We start from the raw sequence: 20,241 nt of genomic DNA on the forward strand, positions 1-20,241 counted from the left end.
TTCACTATGGCCCAACAAAGAAGAGGCGGACGTAGAAGACGTAAAGTTGACTTCATCGCTGCTAACCATATCGAATACATCGATTACAAAGACACAGACTTACTAAAGAGATTTATCTCAGAACGTGGTAAGATCTTGCCAAGACGTGTTACAGGTACAAGTGCAAAGAATCAAAGAAAGCTTACAATTGCTATCAAGAGAGCAAGAATTATGGCTCTTCTACCATTCGTTGCAGAAGACTAATATTTATTAAAGACCACGAGAAGTGGTCTTTTTTTGTGCCGTTTTTTTGATGAGTGATGGCATCTGCTGCTGATCGACAAATGAGATGAGCCTGTGATTCAATTTTTTTCACGAGGCACTTCAATCAAAAAAATGGATTCTCTGGATGAGTTGATGGATAATGCTTCATTGCAGCAATCGGATACAATATCAGAAAACTCGATATATTACTCGATGCCAATCTGGAATAAACAGTGAGGTAAGGGCCTAGCTGTGATAAAATTAGAGGGTATATTAAAAGGGGAATTGATATGAAAAATATAAAATCTAACCTTCGATATTTCCTCTCAAGAGTTGATCATTCAACTCAATTAACAGGTGCTTCGTTAATTGTTATGCTGATTTCAATTTTTATAGTAGGTATCATTCACGGACATGTGAGTGGCTACATACAAGCCTTATTAGTAGTAATATCTTTAACGCTATTTATATACTTGTTCTTACTATTAGGGGAGAAAGCCGGAAAATATACTACAGATCTACAATACCGGATCAATCGTGGGACTGATAACAGTTTTGTCGAGTATCCATTAGGTATCTTGCTTTATGATGAAGATCAACAAGTTCAATGGGTGAATCCTTACTTCGTTGAAAAAACTGGACTGGAACCGATTTATAGTATGAATATTGCTGACATCTCTCCAGAACTGCTTTCGTTTGTCACGACTGACGAGGAAGAAGATTCTGAACATGGTAGCAGCAAGACAATCAAGATTGGTCATAAATACTATTTGGTTCAAGTTCAACGTGAACTAAGAGTCATCTACCTATTTGAAATAACGCACTATTCAGAAATGGAAAGTCGTTACGAAAATAACCGTTCAGTTATCGGTCAAGTTTATCTTGATAACTATGCTGAAATAACTCAGTCAATGAGTGATCGAGATATTTCCAATTTGGATAACTACATAACTAATGAGTTAACCAACTGGGCGACACGTGGAAAAATGTTTTTGAAGCGGATCGACGATGACCATTTCTTCATCTTGGCATATTCAGGTAAACTCTTTGAATCAGAGCAACGTGGATTTAAAGTTCTCGATACGATTCGTGAATATACTTCTCAACAAAATGTTCCATTAACATTGAGTATGGGATTTGCTTACGGTGTCGACGACTTATCCGTATTGAGTGAAGAAGCTCAAAAGAACCTGAACCTGGCCTTAGGTCGTGGTGGTGATCAAGTTGTTGTTCGTGGAATTGGCGAAAAAGCTCGTTTCTACGGTGGTAATACTGATCCGATGGAGAAGAGAACTAGAGTTAGAGCACGTATGATCAGTGAAGCTCTACAAGAGCTTTTAAAGGATAGCGACCAAGTAATAGTTATGGGTCACAATCACCCTGACATGGACGTTATCGGCTCCTCATTGGGTATTAGAAGAATCGCTGCTATGAACAACACTCCATGTAAGATTGTTGTTGATAAGAAGTCGCTTCACACTGACGTAGCCCGTTTGATTGGCCTGATTCAAAAAGAGGATCCAGAAGCTAATCAAGATATTATTTCATCTGATGAGTCGAACAACATCGTGACGCCTAATACGCTGATCGTGATGGTCGACCATTCTAAACAAAGCATTTCGATCAATCCAAAGCTGTTTGAACAAAACAGCGAAAAGATTGTGGTTATCGATCACCACAGACGTGGCGAGGAATTCCCCGAGAATCCTATGCTGATATATATCGAACCTTACGCATCATCGACTAGTGAGTTGATCACTGAGATGCTTGAGTATCAACCTAAGAATAAGAAGTCGATCGATAAGATCGAAGCTACAGCATTATTAGCTGGTATCACAGTTGATACAAAGTCATTTTCTCTTCGTACTGGTACGAGAACTTTCGATGCTGCCAGTTACTTGAGATCAGTGGGTGCTGACGAGACTTTGATCCAAGAAATTCTCAAAGAAAATGTAAATTCATTTATTGAACGTAACCATTTGATTGAATCGATCACAATGGTCGGCAACAACATGGCAGTTTGTTTTGGTGAAGAAGACAAGACATATGATCCAGTTATTGTTGCTCAAGCAGCCGATACATTGCTATCATTAAATGGTGTCGAAGCATCATTTGTTATTAGCAAACGTCCAGATGGCCGTGTTGGTATTTCCGCACGTAGTTTAGGAAAGATCAACGTTCAAGTTATCATGGAAAAGATGGGTGGCGGAGGCCACTTGTCAGACGCTGCCACGCAGATCTCAGATTCAACAGTTGAGGAATCTAAAGATCAATTAATCGAAGTGTTAACAGATATGCAAAATAAAAAATAACGGAGGTAATGACTGTGAAGGTTATTTTTACAGAGGATGTAAGAGGAAAGGGCAAACGTGGCGAAGTTAAAAATGTCGCAGACGGATATGCTCAAAACTTTTTAATCAAAAATCATAAGGCAATTGAAGCTACTAAATCTAACATGGCTCAATTAACAGCTGAACAAAATCGTGAAGAAAAAGATTATGAGGCTGAACTTGCTGAAGCCAAAGTTGTTAAAGGTCAAATCGAAGACGATAAAACTGTTGTTGAGATTTCCGCCAAGGCTGGAACAGATGGCCGTTTGTTTGGTTCTGTGACAACTAAGAAAATTGCTGAAGAACTGAAAAAGCAATACAACATTACCGTTGATAAACATAAGATGAGTTTAGGTGAAGGCGCAAAAGCATTAGGATTCGTTAATGTGCCAGCCAAAATTTTTGACACTGTTGAAGCCACGATAAGAGTACATATTGTTGAAAAGAAGTAGGTAGTAAATGAATAATGATATGACTAGAATACCGCCAAATGACAAGAATGCTGAGCAGGCTGTCTTAGGGGCGGTTTTTCTAAGTAAAGATGCATTGACTGAGGCGATGGAATATCTGGAGCCTGGCGATTTTTATCAGCATGCTAACCAACTGATTTTTCAAGCCATGGTCAATATCAATGAACAAAATGATGGTCCAGTCGATATTGTTACGATCCAAGATGAATTAAATCGTAGCAATCAACTAGAAGATGCAGGTGGCATTGCCTATTTAGCAGAGCTTGCTAACGCAGTTCCAACTGCAGCTAATACTGAATATTACGCTAAGATCGTTAGTCAAAAGTCGGTCCTGCGTAGTTTGATCAATGCTGCGACCAATATCGTTAATCGAAGCTTTGATGAAAACGAAGACTTAGATTCGATCATCGATTCATCAGAACGTGACATCATGGACGTTTCCGAGAATCGAAATCATAAAGGTTTTCGAAAAATCAGTGATGTAGTTAAGTCGTCTTTTGCCGAAATAGATAAGTTGTATGAGGAAGGTAGCGATGTTACTGGACTATCAACTGGTTATAAAGATCTTGATGCAATGACGACTGGTCTGCACGCAGATGAATTAGTCATTTTAGCAGCCCGTCCTGGTGTTGGTAAAACTGCCTTCGCATTGAATTTGATCGAGAATGCTGCGGTCAAGGACAATGCAACAGTCGCAATGTTCTCTTTGGAAATGAGTGCGGAGTCATTGGTCAACCGTATGCTATGTTCCACAGGCTCGATTGATGCTAATTCATTAAGAACTGGACAACTAGATGAAAATCAGTGGAACAGTTTGATCGTTGCCATGGGTAGTTTGTCGAATACAAATGTATATATCGATGACACTCCTGGTATTAAGATGGCTGAGATCCGTTCCAAATGCCGTCGACTTGAAAAAGAACAAGGTCAAGTTGATCTAGTTGTGGTCGATTACTTGCAGCTGATCGAAGGTACCGGTCAAGAAAACAGACAACAAGAAGTCTCAGTAATTTCTCGTAACATGAAAAAATTAGCCAAGGAATTACATTGTCCGATCATTGCATTGTCACAGCTATCTCGTGGGGTGGAAGCTCGACAAGACAAACGTCCAATGCTTTCTGACTTGAGAGAATCAGGATCAATCGAACAGGATGCTGATATCGTATCCTTCCTTTATCGTGATGATTACTATCGAGATGAGGATGAGGATGGCAACAGTGAACCACAGGACCAAGAGGATCAAGATGTAGGTGAAGTAGAAGTAATTATCGCGAAGAACCGTTCAGGACCTCGTGGTACGGCAAAACTCTTATTTGTAAAGTCGTACAACAAGTTTTCTTCGATCGCGAATATTCCAGAAAATTAATAGTATAGGTGGATAAGAAATGACAACAGTTGTAGTAGTAGGTACCCAATGGGGTGACGAAGGTAAAGGTAAGATTACTGATTACTTTAGTGGCGAAGCAAACATTATTGCCCGTTATCAAGGTGGAGATAATGCGGGTCATACTTTAAATATCGATGGCAATGTTTATAAATTAAGATCTGTTCCATCAGGTATTTTATATTCAGACAAAGTAAGTATTATCGGAAATGGTGTCGTATTAAATATTGAATCCTTGTTGGAAGAATTAAAACGCTTACATGAACAAGGAGTCGATACATCAAATTTACGAATTTCTAACCGTGCTCATCTGATCATGCCATATCATATCCAATTAGATAAATTACAAGAAGCTTCTAAGGGAGATTCTAAGGTCGGTACGACTAATAGAGGTATAGGTCCTACTTATATGGACAAATCAGCGCGCGTAGGAATCAGAATGGCTGATATCCTTGATAAAGAGCTATTTAGAGACCTTTTGAAATCCAATTTGGATGCAAAAAATGAATTATTCACTAAAATTTATAATGCAGAGCCAATGAGCTTTGATGATATGTTTGAAAAATATTACGAACTTGGTCAACAATTAAAAGATCGTGTAATCGATACTTCAGCATATTTGAACAAAGAATTAAAGGCTGGCAAGAATGTATTATTTGAAGGTGCTCAAGGAATCATGTTGGATATTGACCACGGAACATATCCTTATGTAACTTCATCTAATCCAGCTGGTGGTGTAACAACAGGTGCAGGTGTCGGTGCTCCGTTGATCGACAAAGTAATTGGCGTTGTTAAAGCTTATACGTCACGTGTTGGTGCTGGTCCATTCCCAACTGAACAAGACAACGAGACAGGCGATTTCTTACGCGAAGCGGGACATGAATATGGAACAGTTACACATCGTCCAAGACGTGTTGGCTGGTTAGATACTGTTGTGCTAAAACATTCATGTAATGTATCAGGAGTAACTCATCTTTCACTTAACTGTTTAGATGTTTTGACTGGCTTGAAAGAAATTAAAGTTTGTGTAGGATATGATTACAACGGTAAACAAATTGATGAATATCCAGCCAACTTAAACATGCTTGCAAAATGCAAACCAGTATATAAAACATTCAATGGTTGGGACGAAGATATTACTCAAGCTAAGAGTATTGATGAATTACCAGATGCAGCAAAAGCATATCTTGAATTCTTGAAAGAAGAATTAGATGTTGAATATGCAACTGTTTCTGTTGGCCCTGATAGAGATCAAACAATTATTGTTAATGATGTGTGGAAATAAATAACATTATTTCCCGGGAAATATAAAAAGCATCCTCAAAAGAGGATGCTTTTTATTTTGTCATTCGATTGGAAATTATATTTTTCTGGAGAGAAGTGAAATTGGATGTGTTCCGATTGTAGGTTAACGTATAATAATAATTAACGTTCTTGTCGATTTGTTTGATATAGATTTGACTGCTTCTAGGAACATCTGAGATCTCATATCCCGTAATAGCAAAGTTAGTTAATCTTGAATTGGCATGTTTGGTCAGGGTATATAATCCCTTATTGCTTTTGTCACTGTTCAGACCAATGTTATTAGCGATTTGATTAAAGTCTCCAGGGATAATATCGTTGTTCGAGATGAGACCAGAATTGATAATTGCAGTTCTTATTTCTTGCATATAGGTTTTGGATTCTTTAATGCCGTTGTCACCAACATTTATACCATCCAAGGTGAATTCAGGAGGATAGGTATTCTTAGTTGCTCCAATATATTTCGAGGTTTTAATTTGATCTCCCTGATAGTGTAAAATATATCGATAACTAACAATGGTTTTGGTGTCATTATATTGATTACAACTGATGGTGAAATAATCTCCACTGTAATCACGTCCAAAATTTAACAACGTGATCGAGTAGATATATTGGTGAGGTTGCTTTGAAATTTTTTGTTTCAAATCAGTTTGCTGTTGCTTTGATAAGAAAAAAAGTTTCTTATCATCTTTATAGGATGTATTAATATTATCGACTAATGATTGAATATGATTTTTTTCAGAATTCAAATCTTTAACATTGGTGCTAATTGATTTAGGTGTGACACCTTCATCAATGTTATTTGGATTCACAATCAGATTAAATGGAATAGTTATTTGTGAGATTGCATCGGTTGTTTTGGTTCTGATTTTACAGGTATTGCTTGCAAAGATAAAAACCAAAACAATTAATAGTGAAATCCAAATAATTCGTCGAATTTGTTTTTTGGTTAAATTTTTCAAAATGTACCACCTTTATGCGCTCAATCTTTTAATATATATCATATACGAAATGTAACTAATTTAATGGGGGAAATGATGAAAGATAAAAAAGTCTTACGAAAAAATACCAAGACAACTAATCATCTGATGATCATTGCTAAAGTGGCCGCAATAGTCACTGCGGTAGTTTTTTTACTTGCCCTTTTATATGGGACTGCCAATGCTGCAGTTTCAAAAGAATTATCCAATCAATATCAGGATGAACAACTAGGAGTCCTTAAAAAGAATACTAATAATAAAACGTTGGATTTCATTGGGGCTCTGATAAAAGTCAGTGATGGAAAAATCATCACTGGGGATAATGTGACTAAATATCGTAAGATCCAAAATCAATTAGCGATTCGCCAGAAACAAGTTAAGTTAGTTACTGGCTTATATGATGGTAAAAACTATTATCAAAACACGGTCACCAAAAAAAGATTGGATGATATCGACAAACAATTGTTGAAAGAAAAAAATCAAGATGTCTACCAGGTACAAAAGAATAAGCTCGATACTATTCGGATTTGGTTTGAGCAAACTAACGATGCAATCAAGTATATTGATGAAATTTGGAATGAATACAATGATGATAAGTCATCACTGTCGATCAAGAACATATCTTTGGTTAATACATACGCGAAGTTGATAAAGAATAAACAAGTTAAGCGTGATTTGGATTATAAAATTCAGGAACTTAATAAATATTATAAAGCTCATTCAAATGATGATATCAAAGTCAAAGATGCTAAAGCTAAATTGACTGCTTTGAAAAACTCACCACTGACAATGAAGTACACACCAGCTAACGTCGATATCATCTCTGATTTGGACAATTCATCTAAGGCGACTGATGAATTGTCTAGTGCAGGAATTACAGCTAAACATGTCTTATATTATGACAAGAGTAAAGGTCGTATCTCGTATATGACATTAACGGATGGTAACTATGTTTCCGATGGTTCAGACATAAGCGTTACTTCGGGTAATGTGGCATCAGGACAATATCAGATCAAAGCTATTATAGACTCAGCATCAGATAATGCGGCAATCATAACTGATAGTTCGTCTGGATCATTTGGAAAATATCTAAGTAATGCATCTGATGATACTCTCAGTAATTTAGGTATCACGAATGCGGATAATAGTACTGCAAATTATAATCAAGCATCGCCAGTCTTTTGGTTCAAAAATAACCCTTCGTTGGAGAATTCAATTTACTTTGGCGATTCAAGTACTATTGGATTCATTTCGAGCGGCGGTTCGAGTTATCAAAATGGAGTCAAGATATCAACTGGTGATTTAAGCACGATCAAATCAAAAGTTTCAACAGGAACAGTTTTCTATGTTAAATAGGAGAGAATATGCGTGAAACAACAAAAAGGAAAACAATAAAACGAAGGCGAAAATGGCCTAAGGTACTTTTAGCTATACTGGCAGTGTTAGTGATTTTAATTGCGATTACTTGGCTAAAATTCGGCTCTCAAATAAAGACGTCAATTGCTGATGGGTATGCCTATAGTAGTCATCTAGATGCAAAAGATTTCTATCCAAAAAATTCGACTGTAGTCTATGATAAGAATGGTAAACAACTAGCTAAATTTTCGAGATCAGATGCCAGCTATACTAAAGAGAAAGATATCAATCCTCTGATCAGCAAAGGCCTAGTTGATGTGGAAGATAGTCGTTTTTATATTCATCATGGAGTTGATATGTATGCCATACTACGTTCAATTGGTTCTAGAGTGATCCAGCATCGGGTTCAAGGAGGGTCGACTCTAACACAACAATTAGTTAAGAACGTTGTATTGAAGGATCAATCTCAGACTATGTCCAGAAAAATCAAAGAGATGGTTATTGCCCAGGAAATAGAAAAGAAATTCAGTAAAAAGGATATTCTTGAATTCTATATTAATGATGTCTACATGGGACACGCTAGCTATGGATTTAGTAGTGCGGCTAAGTATTATTTTTCAAAGGATCAAAACGATTTGAGCTTGGATCAGATTGCGATGTTAATTGGTATTCCAAATAACCCTGTGTATTATGATCCAGTGTCTTATCCTGAACGTTCAGTTAAACGTCGCAATATGGTTTTAAACATCATGAATAAACGTGGGTTGATCTCACACAAAGAATATATGTCTGCTCGAAAGAAACCATTAGGTCTGAAAGTTAATCAACATTCATTCGACAATGACATTTCTAAAAATTATGCAGTCAATTATGCAGTCTTTAGTGCGACTGAGGAATTAATGAAATCATCAGGATTCTCTATGAAGTATAACTTCAAAAATAATGATGAACGAAATGCTTACTATAAATCATATGGCCAAGCTTTTGATATTGCTCAAGGACAATTATTGAACGGTGGATACAGTATTAGAACCTCAATCGATCCAGGATTACAAGCAAAGGTTGAACAGTTAGTTGAACAAACCTATGCTGATAATTCTGTTAAAGATAAGGATGGCAAATTACAACCACAAGTATCTAGTACAGTGATCGACAACAAAACAGGAAATGTCCTAGCTATCGTTGGTGGTCGAGGTACTGAGTATGATCAGTTGAATCGGGCTATCAATGGATACCGTCAGCCAGGTTCTGCTGCTAAGCCTTTAGTTGCCTATGCTCCAGCATTCGAACGAGGATACTTGCCTCAGAGCTCGGTTACGGACTCTGCAGTTGGTTCAATTACGAACTGGTACTCAGGATTCACGGGACAGACAACTGTCAGACACGCTCTAGAAAATTCAATCAATACTGTTGCCTATAAACTGGCTTCTCAAGATAAGCAAAAAAGCTACTACAATGATCTAGCAAAGATGGAATTCGCTCGTCTGTCTCCAAATGACCGAAATCCAATCTTGGCTTTAGGAGCATTTACATACGGAACAACGACAACTGAAATGGCATCTGGTTACAGTAGCTTTTCTCGAAGTGGTAATTTTATTCATCCCAGTAACGTCTCTAGTATTTATGACGAATCAAATGAACGTATGATCTACGAGAATCGTCACCTACCAAAAAAGGTTTACGCAGCTGATGCTAGTTATCTGATGCTCAATACAATGCAGTCTGTTATTACAAGCGGTTTGGGTAAAGCAGCTAGTTTAGATAACTTTAAATATACAGCTGGTAAGACGGGTACAACTGATGATTACAAGGATAGTTATTTTGTCGGCATGACTCCCGATTTTACGATCGCAAATTGGACAGGTAACGATCATGGCAATTCATTAACTGGTGGTCAGGAGGGATTGCCGATGGCAACCTTTAAGGCGGAAGGTCAGTACTTGGTCGATTACTTAAAGGAGAAACAACAGAACTTTAAAAAGCCTAGCACAGTCAAAGTGTCAGGCAGCAATTTGTCGATCGATGAAAGCAAAAGGAAACAGACTATTCAGGATATAATCGACTTAAACTTTAATGACTTTAAGACGACACAAGAAAAGCAAAACCAAGAACGACTTTTTAATATGGATTACCGGATCATTTATCATCTTTCTAAAAAGGAAGAATTCAAACGTGAAGCTAAGGTACAGCGAGCAATTGATAAGTACAATGATTCACCGATGGTCAAGGAATCAGATTATTCTAAGAAGTTAGATGAGCTACAGAATATCCGTTATTTAAACATTAACGTTAAACGTCAAAAGGCTAAGAATAAATTCACTGATCAAATTGCTGATATGCAGAAGCAATTGAATTTGCAGCAGGCAACATTAGCAGCAGAAAAAGAGAACGGAAAACTAGCTAAATACAATACTGAAAAGCGTCAGATAGAATCCCAGCGTGCTACCGATCGTAAGAAGATGGTCGACAAGCTGATGCCACAGTATAACGAACAAGTCCAAAAGGTCAAAGAAGCATATAAAAACAATGACTCTGACAAAGAGGACCAGAAACAAGAACTGATCAACTTAATGAATGAGATCAGAAGTTATGGCGGAACAGTACCTGATTTAAAACTTTATATCAATAACTAAAAAAGCAGCCTCCGACAGGAGACTGCTTTATTTTTTCGCACGAATCATTTTTAATCGTTTTACTGATGCTGCCGTATATGGTGTGGTGAATAATCCAATTGCTAAAAACGACGCAATCAAGAAAGTTTGGAATCCTTGGTTGATCGAACCAGAGTAATTGTTTTGGACCATGTATAAGATAGTCCGATAAGCATTACCCCCGGGAACAAGATTAACTAAGCAAGGGATAACGATAATATTTTCTGGCAAACGATATCTTCTGGCCAGAAAGTATGCCATTACTCCGATGATCAAAGCTCCAATATAATTGGCGATCAGTACGTTCATATGAAAGTAATTTTTTAATAGATAAAAGACGGTCCAACTCATTGCTCCAGTTAATCCGATGATTCCGGCTGCTCGTCTTGGGGCATTGGTTATCAATGAAAATCCAATTGCCGATAGAGCACCTAATAGAATATTTAAAAAGATATCCATGATAGCCTCCTAAAAAATAATTAAAGCGGTTGCAATGCCGAAACCAATGCTGCTAGCCACTAGTAATGAATCGAGAAATTTGACGGAACTACTCAGAGCGTGCCGCATAACTAATTCCCGAATAGCATTAGTGATTGCTACCCCAGGAACTAACGGCATGATTGCTCCAATGATGATCGTGTGGTATTGGGTCACTAAACCGATTCGTTTGAGCATTATCGCCGATAAGGCAATTACGAATCCAGCAATAAATAAATCGGCGTATGGAAGCATTGATAGTTGCGACAAGTAAGAAGAGATCGTATAGCCGATCACTCCAACGACGAAACAGTAGAGGAAGTAATACAATGGCATTTCGAATAATAGCATCGGCGCCATCGAAACTAATCCTGCACCAAAGGCTTTTAATAGAAATGGAAAATCAGCTGTCCGCTTGTACTTATATAGATGGTTGATGTGTCGCGTAAAACCATCGATCGAAATGGTCTTATTTGCTAGTTGCCTGGACATGGTATTGATCTCATCGATCATCTGCAAGTTGGTACCGCCTAAGCGAGATTTAATAAATTTAAAATTCTGATGATTGATTTCGATGAAGATAGCTGTTACGGTTACGTAGCATTTGACCTCAAAACCTAAAGATTGTCCGATACGTTCAACAGTATCTTCAACACGGTAAGTTTCAGCACCGCCGTTAACTAGTAGATAAGCTGTTTTAAGGCAAAGCGCAGACAAGTCGTTTTTGCTAATAGTTTCGATGTTTTCCATTTGATCACCTGCTTTGATGGGGATAGAATTTGACAGAAGATATGAATCTTTTATAATTATTTGAGGTACTTAACGGGAATGACTATCAATCAATCATATATGAAAAAATTGATAGCGGCTCCTATTAATAATTTATGTTTACGTTTAATATATAACAAATATACTGACGGTAACTATAGTTAAGCTGTATAATACAACTTTATTAAAGATTTCCGCTCGAAAGTATTTAAACTCACGGAGTTAATTCATGAATAATAATAACAACAACATGTCTAGACAGAGACGTAAGCTTACGCATAACAATGCTTTAGCTTCCAACAACTCAGGTCCAGTCAACAAAGCTTTTTTAAAGATATTAGGTTTAGTTTTGCTGATAGCGATATTTGTTACTGGCGCCTATGGATTTAGACTATATGCTCAAGCTCAAGGCTCATTGGATAAGACCTTTAAGCCTTTATCAGGCAAGCCAACCTCAACTAAGATCGCAGACAGTCAGCCAGTTTCTATCTTGCTTCTAGGTGTAGATACTACCGATAACGGGGTCAGAGATACGGAGACCAACTATAAAGGTAATTCAGACACGATGATCGTTGTCACAGTCAATCCTAAGACTAAGAAGACTACAATGATGTCTATTCCTCGTGATACTATGACTCAGATCTGGAAGAATGAAGATAACAATACGAGAAAGATCCAGAAGATCAACTCAGCTTACAATATTGGTACAGAAAACAGTGCGGTCGTAACGACGGAAAAACTGATCAATGTACCGATAGATTACTACGTTAAGGTCGATTTCAACTCGCTTGAAAAAATCGTTAATAGTGTCGGTGGAGTAGATGTTAACGTTCCGTTTAGTTTTTCATATGGTGACGTTGGCGAAACTCCATCTAACTTCACTAAGGGTGAGATGCACCTTAATGGTAAACAGGCTCTAGATTACGCTCGTATGCGCCATGATGACCCTAACGGTGATTATGGACGTCAACAACGACAAAGACAGATCATTTCTGCCATTATCAAGAGTGCAGCTAGTGCTAAGACGTTTACCCACTTTAAAGATGTGTTAGACAGTATTTCGGATTCAATGACAACTAACTTGAGCTTTAATGATATGCAGACGATGTTCTTTAATTATCGTGACGCATCTAAGAGCATTGCATCTGATCATTTACAAGGGTATGGTCAAATGGTCGGAGACGTTTCATACGAGTTAGCTCCAACTAAGGAGATCCAGCGTGTATCTAACAAGTTAAGAAAACAACTTGAGTTGCCTCACGAAACTATCAATAACGAGGAAACCAAGCTCAATCGATTAAATGAACGACAAGGCTTCTCATTTGATTACGATGGGGACCAAGAACAGACGTATAAGATATTTAAAAACAATCAAACGTCAGAATAAATAATGTTTGAGGCTGAGGCAATCGAATTGTCTTAGCCTCTTATTATGTAGAGGATAAAATTTTATGAGTGTTTTAGAAGTGCAACATCTCACGCAACAATTTTTAGATAAGCGGTTGTATGATGATGCCAATTTACAAGTTAATAAAGAAGACCATTTAGGTATTACTGGTCAAAACGGTGTGGGTAAGAGTACCTTCATCAAAATACTGACAGGACAGCTGGAACCAGATGAAGGAAAGATCACTTGGCAAAAACATTTAACAGTTGGCTATTTGGATCAGCAAGCTAAGCTTACCGAAGGGATGACTATCCGTGAGTATCTAAAGACAGCTTATTCCAATTTATATGAAGCAAACGACAAGTTGACTGAGATCTATATGAATGATCCAGACGATGACGACTTGGAACAAGCTGGTAAATTGCAGGAATTGTTAGATGCTAATGATTTTTACGAAATAGATACTAAGATCGACCAAGTTGCTACCGGACTAGGATTAGATGCAATTGGTTATGATCACGATGTTTCTAAATTATCAGGTGGACAACGTTCAAAGATCATCTTGGCAAAAATCTTACTAGAGAGTCCTGACATGATCCTATTGGATGAGCCAACTAACTATTTGGATACTAACCATATCGAATGGCTATCGGATTATCTCAATAACTTTGAGGGCGCATTTATCGTAATTTCCCATGATTACGGCTTTTTAGATAAGATCGTTAACTGTATTGCTGACATCGAATTTGGCAAGATCACTAAGTATACGGGTAGCTTGAAACAAGTTATGAAGCAAAAGGCTGCTAATAAAGAAACCTATATGAAGGCCTACACTAAGCAACAAGAAAAAATCGCTAAGACGAAAGCTTATATTAGAAAATTTAAAGCTGGTTCTCGTTCAAAGAGTGCTAAGAGTAGAGAGAAACAACTCTCACATATGGATGTCTTGACGCCACCTGGTAATAAGACTATCGCTAGCTTTAATTTCCCATATAAGGAAATTCCAAGTTCACGAATGGTATTGGAAGTAAATGACTTAAAAATCGGTTACGACAAGCCTTTGTTTGATCAGGAGCTTAATTTCTCACTAGTAAGTGGGGAAAAGATGGTCATTAAAGGATTCAATGGTATCGGTAAGTCTACTTTGATCAAAACCTTATTAGGGATGATTGAGCCCAAAGCCGGTAACTTTGATTTTTCAGAAGTCGTTAAGGTTGGTTACTTTAAACAGGACTTAGTGTGGAAGAGTAACTTGGAAACACCATTTAAGGTAGTAAGTGAAGACCATCCAGAGTCGGATAACAAAGAAGTTCGTCAGCTATTAGCTAGAACTGGACTCACTAACCAACAAATCATGTCGCCACTTAGATCGCTATCCGGTGGGGAGCAGACTAAAGTTAAATTGGCTGACTTGATGTTTGAGCCAACGAACTTTCTATTTATGGATGAGCCAACGAACCATTTGGATGATGAGAGTAAAGCATCGCTACGTAAAGGATTAAGAAACTACCCAGGGACTATGATCTTAGTAACCCATGAGGAGGATTTTTATAGTAGCGATTGGATAGATAAAGTACTGGATATTGAGCAAATTAAAAAGAATTAAATTAATTGCAAAAAAGTACTTGCAAAGGTCGAATTAAACTTGTATAGTATTATTTGTTGTCGCGACAGAGTGGCAACGAAGTCAAGCGAGACAAGCGATAGCGAGTCGAGTTTGAAAAATTACTTTAAAAAAGTTGTTGACATCATGTTGATATCTTGATATAGTAATTAAGTTACTTGTTAAGCGCATTTCGTTCTTAACAAGTGGGTAGACCTTTGAAAACTGAACAAAGTTTTAACGCAAATTGTGTAGGCCTTAAGAGATTAAGGTAAACAAAGCAATAAATAACGAAGTCAGTTCGTTAGTAATAATAAATGAGTCACAAACAATCAAAATATGAGAGTTTGATCCTGGCTCAGGATGAACGCTGGCGGCGTGCCTAATACATGCAAGTCGAGCGAACTCTGGTAACTGAATGAAGGTGCTTGCACCTGAGTGATGATACATTTGAGTGAGCGGCGGATGGGTGAGTAACACGTGGGTAACCTGCCCTAAAGTGGGGGATAACATCTGGAAACAGGTGCTAATACCGCATAACAACACATTCCACATGGAGAGTGTTTGAAAGATGGTTCTGCTATCGCTTTAGGATGGACCCGCGGCGTATTAGTTAGTTGGTGAGGTAACGGCTCACCAAGACGATGATACGTAGCCGACCTGAGAGGGTAATCGGCCACATTGGGACTGAGACACGGCCCAAACTCCTACGGGAGGCAGCAGTAGGGAATCTTCCACAATGGACGAAAGTCTGATGGAGCAACGCCGCGTGAGTGAAGAAGGTTTTCGGATCGTAAAACTCTGTTGTTGAAGAAGAACATGCGTGATAGTAACTGATCATGTATTGACGGTATTCAACCAGAAAGCCACGGCTAACTACGTGCCAGCAGCCGCGGTAATACGTAGGTGGCAAGCGTTATCCGGATTTATTGGGCGTAAAGCGAGTGCAGGCGGTTTATTAGGTCTGATGTGAAAGCCCTCGGCTCAACCGAGGAAGTGCATCGGAAACCGGTAAACTTGAGTGCAGAAGAGGAGAGTGGAACTCCATGTGTAGCGGTGGAATGCGTAGATATATGGAAGAACACCAGTGGCGAAGGCGGCTCTCTGGTCTGTAACTGACGCTGAGGCTCGAAAGCGTGGGTAGCAAACAGGATTAGATACCCTGGTAGTCCACGCCGTAAACGATGAGTGCTAAGTGTTGGAGGGTTTCCGCCCTTCAGTGCTGCAGCTAACGCATTAAGCACTCCGCCTGGGGAGTACGACCGCAAGGTTGAAACTCAAAGGAATTGACGGGGGCCCGCACAAGCGGTGGAGCATGTGGTTTAATTCGAAGCAACGCGAAGAACCTTACCAGGTCTTGACATACCATGAAAAGCTAAGAGATTAGTCTTTCCCTTCGGGGACATGGATACAGGTGGTGCATGGTTGTCGTCAGCTCGTGTCGTGAGATGTTGGGTTAAGTCCCGCAACGAGCGCAACCCTTATTATCAGTTGCCAGCATTAAGTTGGGCACTCTGGTGAGACTGCCGGTGACAAACCGGAGGAAGGTGGGGACGACGTCAAATCATCATGCCCCTTATGACCTGGGCTACACACGTGCTACAATGGTCGGTACAACGTGTTGCGAACTCGCGAGGGCAAGCAAATCACTTAAAACCGATCTCAGTTCGGATTGTAGGCTGCAACTCGCCTACATGAAGCTGGAATCGCTAGTAATCGCGGATCAGCATGCCGCGGTGAATACGTTCCCGGGCCTTGTACACACCGCCCGTCACACCATGAGAGTTTGTAACACCCAAAGCCGGTGGGGTAACCTTTTAGGAGCTAGCCGTCTAAGGTGGGACAAATGATTAGGGTGAAGTCGTAACAAGGTAGCCGTAGGAGAACCTGCGGCTGGATCACCTCCTTTCTAAGGATAGGTACTTAGGTACCACGGAATACACAAGTTAAAACTTTGTTTAGTTTTGAGAGGTCTACTCTCGACAAGGCTTATTGGGCCTATAGCTCAGCTGGTTTAGAGCGCACGCCTGATAAGCGTGAGGTCGATGGTTCAAGTCCATTTAGGCCCATAAAGAATGAAAACATAATATAAAGCACCATGGGGGTTTAGCTCAGCTGGGAGAGCACCTGCTTTGCAAGCAGGAGGTCATCGGTTCGATCCCGTTAACCTCCATCGGTGGAAATTTCTGACAGAAGTTTCCACCACCTCGTACCTTGAAAACTGGATATTAAGAAATAATGAATTAGAGAAACACCGAAAACTGCGGACAGAGTAAAATCTGTCAAAAAAGAATTACCTTTGTAATTTAAGGTTAAGTTATAAAGGGCGCACGGTGGATGCCTAGGCACTAGGAGCCGAAGAAGGACGTAACTAACGACGATACGCCTCGGGGAGCTGTAAGTAAGCTATGATCCGGGGATTTCCGAATGGGGGAACCCAATCATCGTAATGGATGATTACTTGCAAGTGAATACATAGCTTGTAAGAGGAAGACGCAATGAACTGAAACATCTAAGTAGTTGCAGGAAGAGAAAGAAAAATCGATTCCCTGAGTAGCGGCGAGCGAAACGGGAACAGCCCAAACCAGAGAGCTTGCTCTTTGGGGTTGTAGGACTGATGTAGTGAGAACAAAAGGCAAGGATAGTAGAATCAGTTGGAAAGCTGAGCCAAAGAGAGTGAAAGCCTCGTAAATGAAATCCGAACCACTCCAATCAGTATCCTGAGTACGGCGGGACACGAGAAACCCCGTCGGAATCTGGGAGGACCATCTCCCAAGGCTAAATACTCCCTAGTGACCGATAGTGAACCAGTACCGTGAGGGAAAGGTGAAAAGAACCCCGGAAGGGGAGTGAAATAGATCCTGAAACCGTGTGCCTACAAGTAGTCAAAGCCCGTTAAGGGGTGATGGCGTGCCTTTTGTAGAATGAACCGGCGAGTTACGTTAACATGCAAGGTTAAGATGAAGAGTCGGAGCCGGAGCGAAAGCGAGTCTGAATAGGGCGACTAAGTATGTTGATGTAGACCCGAAACCAAGTGACCTACCCATGTCCAGGTTGAAGATGCGGTAAAACGCATTGGAGGACCGAACCCATGTATGTTGAAAAATGCTGGGATGAGGTGTGGGTAGCGGTGAAATTCCAAACGAACTTGGAGATAGCTGGTTCTCTCCGAAATAGCTTTAGGGTTAGCCTCGGGGAAAAGGATCGTGGAGGTAGAGCACTGTTTGGACTAGGGGCCCGTCTTGGGTTACTGAATTCAGATAAACTCCGAATGCCATAGATCTATACCCGGGAGTCAGACGGTGAGTGATAAGATCCATCGTCGAAAGGGAAACAGCCCAGATCACCAGTTAAGGTCCCAAAATTCATGCTAAGTGGAAAAGGATGTGGAAATGCACAGACAACTAGGATGTTGGCTTAGAAGCAGCCATTCATTCAAAGAGTGCGTAATAGCTCACTAGTCGAGTGATTCTGCGCCGAAAATGTACCGGGGCTAAGCATGATACCGAAACTGTGGATGTATCGTAAGATACGTGGTAGGAGAGCGTTGTAAGAGCATTGAAGCTGTACCGTGAGGAGCAGTGGAGTTCTTAGAAGTGAGAATGCCGGTATGAGTAGCGAAAGATCAGTGAGAATCTGATCGGCCGAAAGACTAAGGTTTCCTGGGGAAGGCTCGTCCTCCCAGGGTTAGTCGGGACCTAAGATGAGACCGAGAGGTGTAATCGATGGAAAACAGGTTGAGATTCCTGTACTAGTTTATATTGTTTGAACGATGGAAGGACGCAGGAGGATGATGTGTGCATACGGCTGGAAAAGTATGTTCAAGCAGAAAGTCTTGGAAAGAGTCAAATGCTTTTACCTATAAGGACAATCTGTGATGAGGAGCGAAATTTAAGTAGCGAAGCACAATAACTCACACTGCCGAGAAAAGTTTCTAGTTAGATATAAACTACCCGTACCGCAAACCGACACAGGTAGTCGAGGAGAGAATCCTAAGGTCAGCGAGTGAACTCTCGTTAAGGAACTCGGCAAAATGACCCCGTAACTTCGGGAGAAGGGGTGCTGGTGTAACAGCCAGCCGCAGTGAATAGGCCCAAACAACTGTTTATCAAAAACACAGGTCTATGCTAAATCGTAAGATGACGTATATGGGCTGACGCCTGCCCGGTGCTGGAAGGTTAAGAGGATCAGTTAGCTTATGCGAAGCTGAGAATTGAAGCCCCAGTAAACGGCGGCCGTAACTATAACGGTCCTAAGGTAGCGAAATTCCTTGTCGGGTAAGTTCCGACCCGCACGAAAGGCGTAATGATTTGGGCACTGTCTCAACGAGAGACTCGGTGAAATTATAATACCCGTGAAGATGCGGGTTACCCGCGACAGGACGGAAAGACCCCATGGAGCTTTACTGTAGCTTGATATTGAGTTTTTGTGTGACATGTACAGGATAGGTAGGAGCCATTGAATTCGGAACGCTAGTTTCGAAGGAGGCGTTGGTGGGATACTACCCTTGTTATATGAAGGCTCTAACCTACACCAATAATCGTGGTGAGGGACAGTGTCTGGTGGGCAGTTTGACTGGGGCGGTCGCCTCCTAAAAAGTAACGGAGGCGCTCAAAGGTTCGCTCAGAATGGTTGGAAATCATTCGCAGAGTGTAAACGTATAAGCGAGCTTGACTGCGAGACTGACAAGTCGAGCAGGGACGAAAGTCGGAGTTAGTGATCCGGTGGTACCGAATGGAAGGGCCATCGCTCAACGGATAAAAGCTACCCTGGGGATAACAGGCTTATCTCCCCCAAGAGTTCACATCGACGGGGAGGTTTGGCACCTCGATGTCGGCTCATCGCATCCTGGGGCTGTAGTCGGTCCCAAGGGTTGGGCTGTTCGCCCATTAAAGCGGTACGCGAGCTGGGTTCAGAACGTCGTGAGACAGTTCGGTCCCTATCCGTCGCGGGCGTAGGAAATTTGAGAGGAGCTGTCCTTAGTACGAGAGGACCGGGATGGACATACCTCTGGTGTACCAGTTGTTCTGCCAAGAGCATCGCTGGGTAGCTACGTATGGACGGGATAAACGCTGAAAGCATCTAAGTGTGAAGCCCCCCTCGAGATGAGATTTCCCATTCCGTTAAGGAAGTAAGATCCGTTAAAGAATATGACGTAGATAGGCTGCGGGTGGAAGAGTAGTGATACTTGGAGCTGAGCAGTACTAATAGATCGAGGACTTAACCGCAGTCAGCAGTAAGTAAGAGTTTGTTTAATCATTATAATTAATATCTAGTTTTGAAGGTACGA

At 40.3% G+C, this 20,241-nt stretch carries 12 protein-coding genes, 2 tRNA genes and 2 rRNA genes; 13 read left to right on the forward strand and 3 right to left on the reverse strand.

Going from position 1 to position 20,241, the window contains the following annotated elements:
- Positions 1–6: 6 nt before the first annotated feature.
- The 5 genes from rpsR (at position 7) to LKF16_RS08070 (ending at position 5,712) form a co-directional block, all read left to right on the forward strand.
- Entirely contained in the window at positions 7–243 is a 237-nt protein-coding gene (gene rpsR, locus LKF16_RS08050; protein ID WP_057738857.1) for a 30S ribosomal protein S18, read from the forward strand.
- Between the two features lie 290 nt (positions 244–533).
- Entirely contained in the window at positions 534–2,555 is a 2,022-nt protein-coding gene (locus LKF16_RS08055) for a DHH family phosphoesterase (protein WP_291470338.1), read from the forward strand.
- Positions 2,556–2,569: 14 nt separating this feature from the next.
- On the forward strand, positions 2,570–3,025 hold the full coding sequence (gene rplI, locus LKF16_RS08060; RefSeq protein WP_291470340.1) for a 50S ribosomal protein L9: 456 nt from the start codon (positions 2,570–2,572) through the stop codon (positions 3,023–3,025).
- Positions 3,026–3,032: 7 nt separating this feature from the next.
- Positions 3,033–4,409 carry a replicative DNA helicase gene (dnaB, locus tag LKF16_RS08065; protein ID WP_291470342.1) on the forward strand — a complete coding sequence of 459 codons (1,377 nt, stop codon included), beginning with the start codon at positions 3,033–3,035 and terminating at the stop codon, positions 4,407–4,409.
- A gap of 19 nt (positions 4,410–4,428) precedes the next feature.
- Positions 4,429–5,712 carry an adenylosuccinate synthase gene (locus LKF16_RS08070; RefSeq protein WP_291470344.1) on the forward strand — a complete coding sequence of 428 codons (1,284 nt, stop codon included), beginning with the start codon at positions 4,429–4,431 and terminating at the stop codon, positions 5,710–5,712.
- 52 nt (positions 5,713–5,764) lie between these two features.
- Here LKF16_RS08070 and LKF16_RS08075 read toward each other — a convergent pair whose 3' ends face one another.
- Complete coding sequence (locus LKF16_RS08075) at positions 5,765–6,691, reverse strand: hypothetical protein (RefSeq protein ID WP_291470346.1); 927 nt, start codon at positions 6,689–6,691, stop codon at positions 5,765–5,767.
- 75 nt (positions 6,692–6,766) lie between these two features.
- On the opposite strand from LKF16_RS08075, the gene LKF16_RS08080 reads away from it, so the two are divergent.
- The gene (locus LKF16_RS08080) at positions 6,767–8,065 is read left to right on the forward strand and encodes a hypothetical protein (RefSeq protein ID WP_291470348.1); all 1,299 of its coding nucleotides are present in this window, start codon (positions 6,767–6,769) and stop codon (positions 8,063–8,065) included.
- Between the two features lie 8 nt (positions 8,066–8,073).
- Positions 8,074–10,698 (forward strand): transglycosylase domain-containing protein, encoded by a 2,625-nt coding sequence (locus LKF16_RS08085; protein WP_291470350.1) that lies wholly within the window; start codon positions 8,074–8,076, stop codon positions 10,696–10,698.
- Positions 10,699–10,725: 27 nt separating this feature from the next.
- On the opposite strand, the gene LKF16_RS08090 is transcribed toward LKF16_RS08085, so the two are convergent.
- Both LKF16_RS08090 and LKF16_RS08095 read right to left on the reverse strand, forming a co-directional pair.
- Entirely contained in the window at positions 10,726–11,175 is a 450-nt protein-coding gene (locus LKF16_RS08090; RefSeq protein WP_291470352.1) for a threonine/serine exporter family protein, read from the reverse strand.
- 9 nt (positions 11,176–11,184) lie between these two features.
- On the reverse strand, positions 11,185–11,943 hold the full coding sequence (locus LKF16_RS08095; RefSeq protein ID WP_291470354.1) for a threonine/serine exporter family protein: 759 nt from the start codon (positions 11,941–11,943) through the stop codon (positions 11,185–11,187).
- Between the two features lie 247 nt (positions 11,944–12,190).
- Between LKF16_RS08095 and LKF16_RS08100 the strand changes: the two genes are divergently transcribed.
- The 6 genes from LKF16_RS08100 to LKF16_RS08125 all read left to right on the forward strand — a co-directional run bounded on the left by LKF16_RS08100 (position 12,191) and on the right by LKF16_RS08125 (position 20,179).
- A complete protein-coding gene (locus LKF16_RS08100; protein WP_291470357.1) occupies positions 12,191–13,348 on the forward strand; it encodes an LCP family glycopolymer transferase in 1,158 nt (385 codons plus the stop codon).
- 64 nt (positions 13,349–13,412) lie between these two features.
- Entirely contained in the window at positions 13,413–14,954 is a 1,542-nt protein-coding gene (locus LKF16_RS08105) for an ABC-F family ATP-binding cassette domain-containing protein (protein ID WP_291470358.1), read from the forward strand.
- Positions 14,955–15,286: 332 nt separating this feature from the next.
- Positions 15,287–16,860 (forward strand): 16S ribosomal RNA (locus LKF16_RS08110).
- Between the two features lie 85 nt (positions 16,861–16,945).
- Positions 16,946–17,020: transfer RNA gene (locus LKF16_RS08115), tRNA-Ile, on the forward strand.
- A 31-nt stretch (positions 17,021–17,051) separates the two neighbouring features.
- Positions 17,052–17,124, forward strand: a tRNA-Ala gene (locus LKF16_RS08120).
- Between the two features lie 137 nt (positions 17,125–17,261).
- Positions 17,262–20,179 (forward strand): 23S ribosomal RNA (locus tag LKF16_RS08125).
- The 16S and 23S rRNA genes sit together here with 2 tRNA genes alongside, the layout of an rRNA operon.
- Positions 20,180–20,241: the final 62 nt, after the last annotated feature.

Source organism: Companilactobacillus sp., assembly GCF_022484265.1.
GTDB lineage: Bacteria > Bacillota > Bacilli > Lactobacillales > Lactobacillaceae > Companilactobacillus.

What these genes read in the sequence shown, in the direction of transcription:
- LKF16_RS08100 (WP_291470357.1), top strand. Translation starts at nt 12,191, where the DNA reads ATGAATAATAATAACAACAACATGTCTAGACAGAGACGTAAGCTTACG.
- LKF16_RS08070 (WP_291470344.1), top strand. Translation starts at nt 4,429, where the DNA reads ATGACAACAGTTGTAGTAGTAGGTACCCAATGGGGTGACGAAGGTAAA.
- LKF16_RS08080 (WP_291470348.1), top strand. Translation starts at nt 6,767, where the DNA reads ATGAAAGATAAAAAAGTCTTACGAAAAAATACCAAGACAACTAATCAT.
- LKF16_RS08055 (WP_291470338.1), top strand. Translation starts at nt 534, where the DNA reads ATGAAAAATATAAAATCTAACCTTCGATATTTCCTCTCAAGAGTTGAT.
- LKF16_RS08090 (WP_291470352.1), bottom strand. Translation starts at nt 11,175, where the DNA reads ATGGATATCTTTTTAAATATTCTATTAGGTGCTCTATCGGCAATTGGA.
- rpsR (WP_057738857.1), top strand. Translation starts at nt 7, where the DNA reads ATGGCCCAACAAAGAAGAGGCGGACGTAGAAGACGTAAAGTTGACTTC.
- LKF16_RS08085 (WP_291470350.1), top strand. Translation starts at nt 8,074, where the DNA reads ATGCGTGAAACAACAAAAAGGAAAACAATAAAACGAAGGCGAAAATGG.
- LKF16_RS08105 (WP_291470358.1), top strand. Translation starts at nt 13,413, where the DNA reads ATGAGTGTTTTAGAAGTGCAACATCTCACGCAACAATTTTTAGATAAG.
- dnaB (WP_291470342.1), top strand. Translation starts at nt 3,033, where the DNA reads ATGAATAATGATATGACTAGAATACCGCCAAATGACAAGAATGCTGAG.
- LKF16_RS08095 (WP_291470354.1), bottom strand. Translation starts at nt 11,943, where the DNA reads ATGGAAAACATCGAAACTATTAGCAAAAACGACTTGTCTGCGCTTTGC.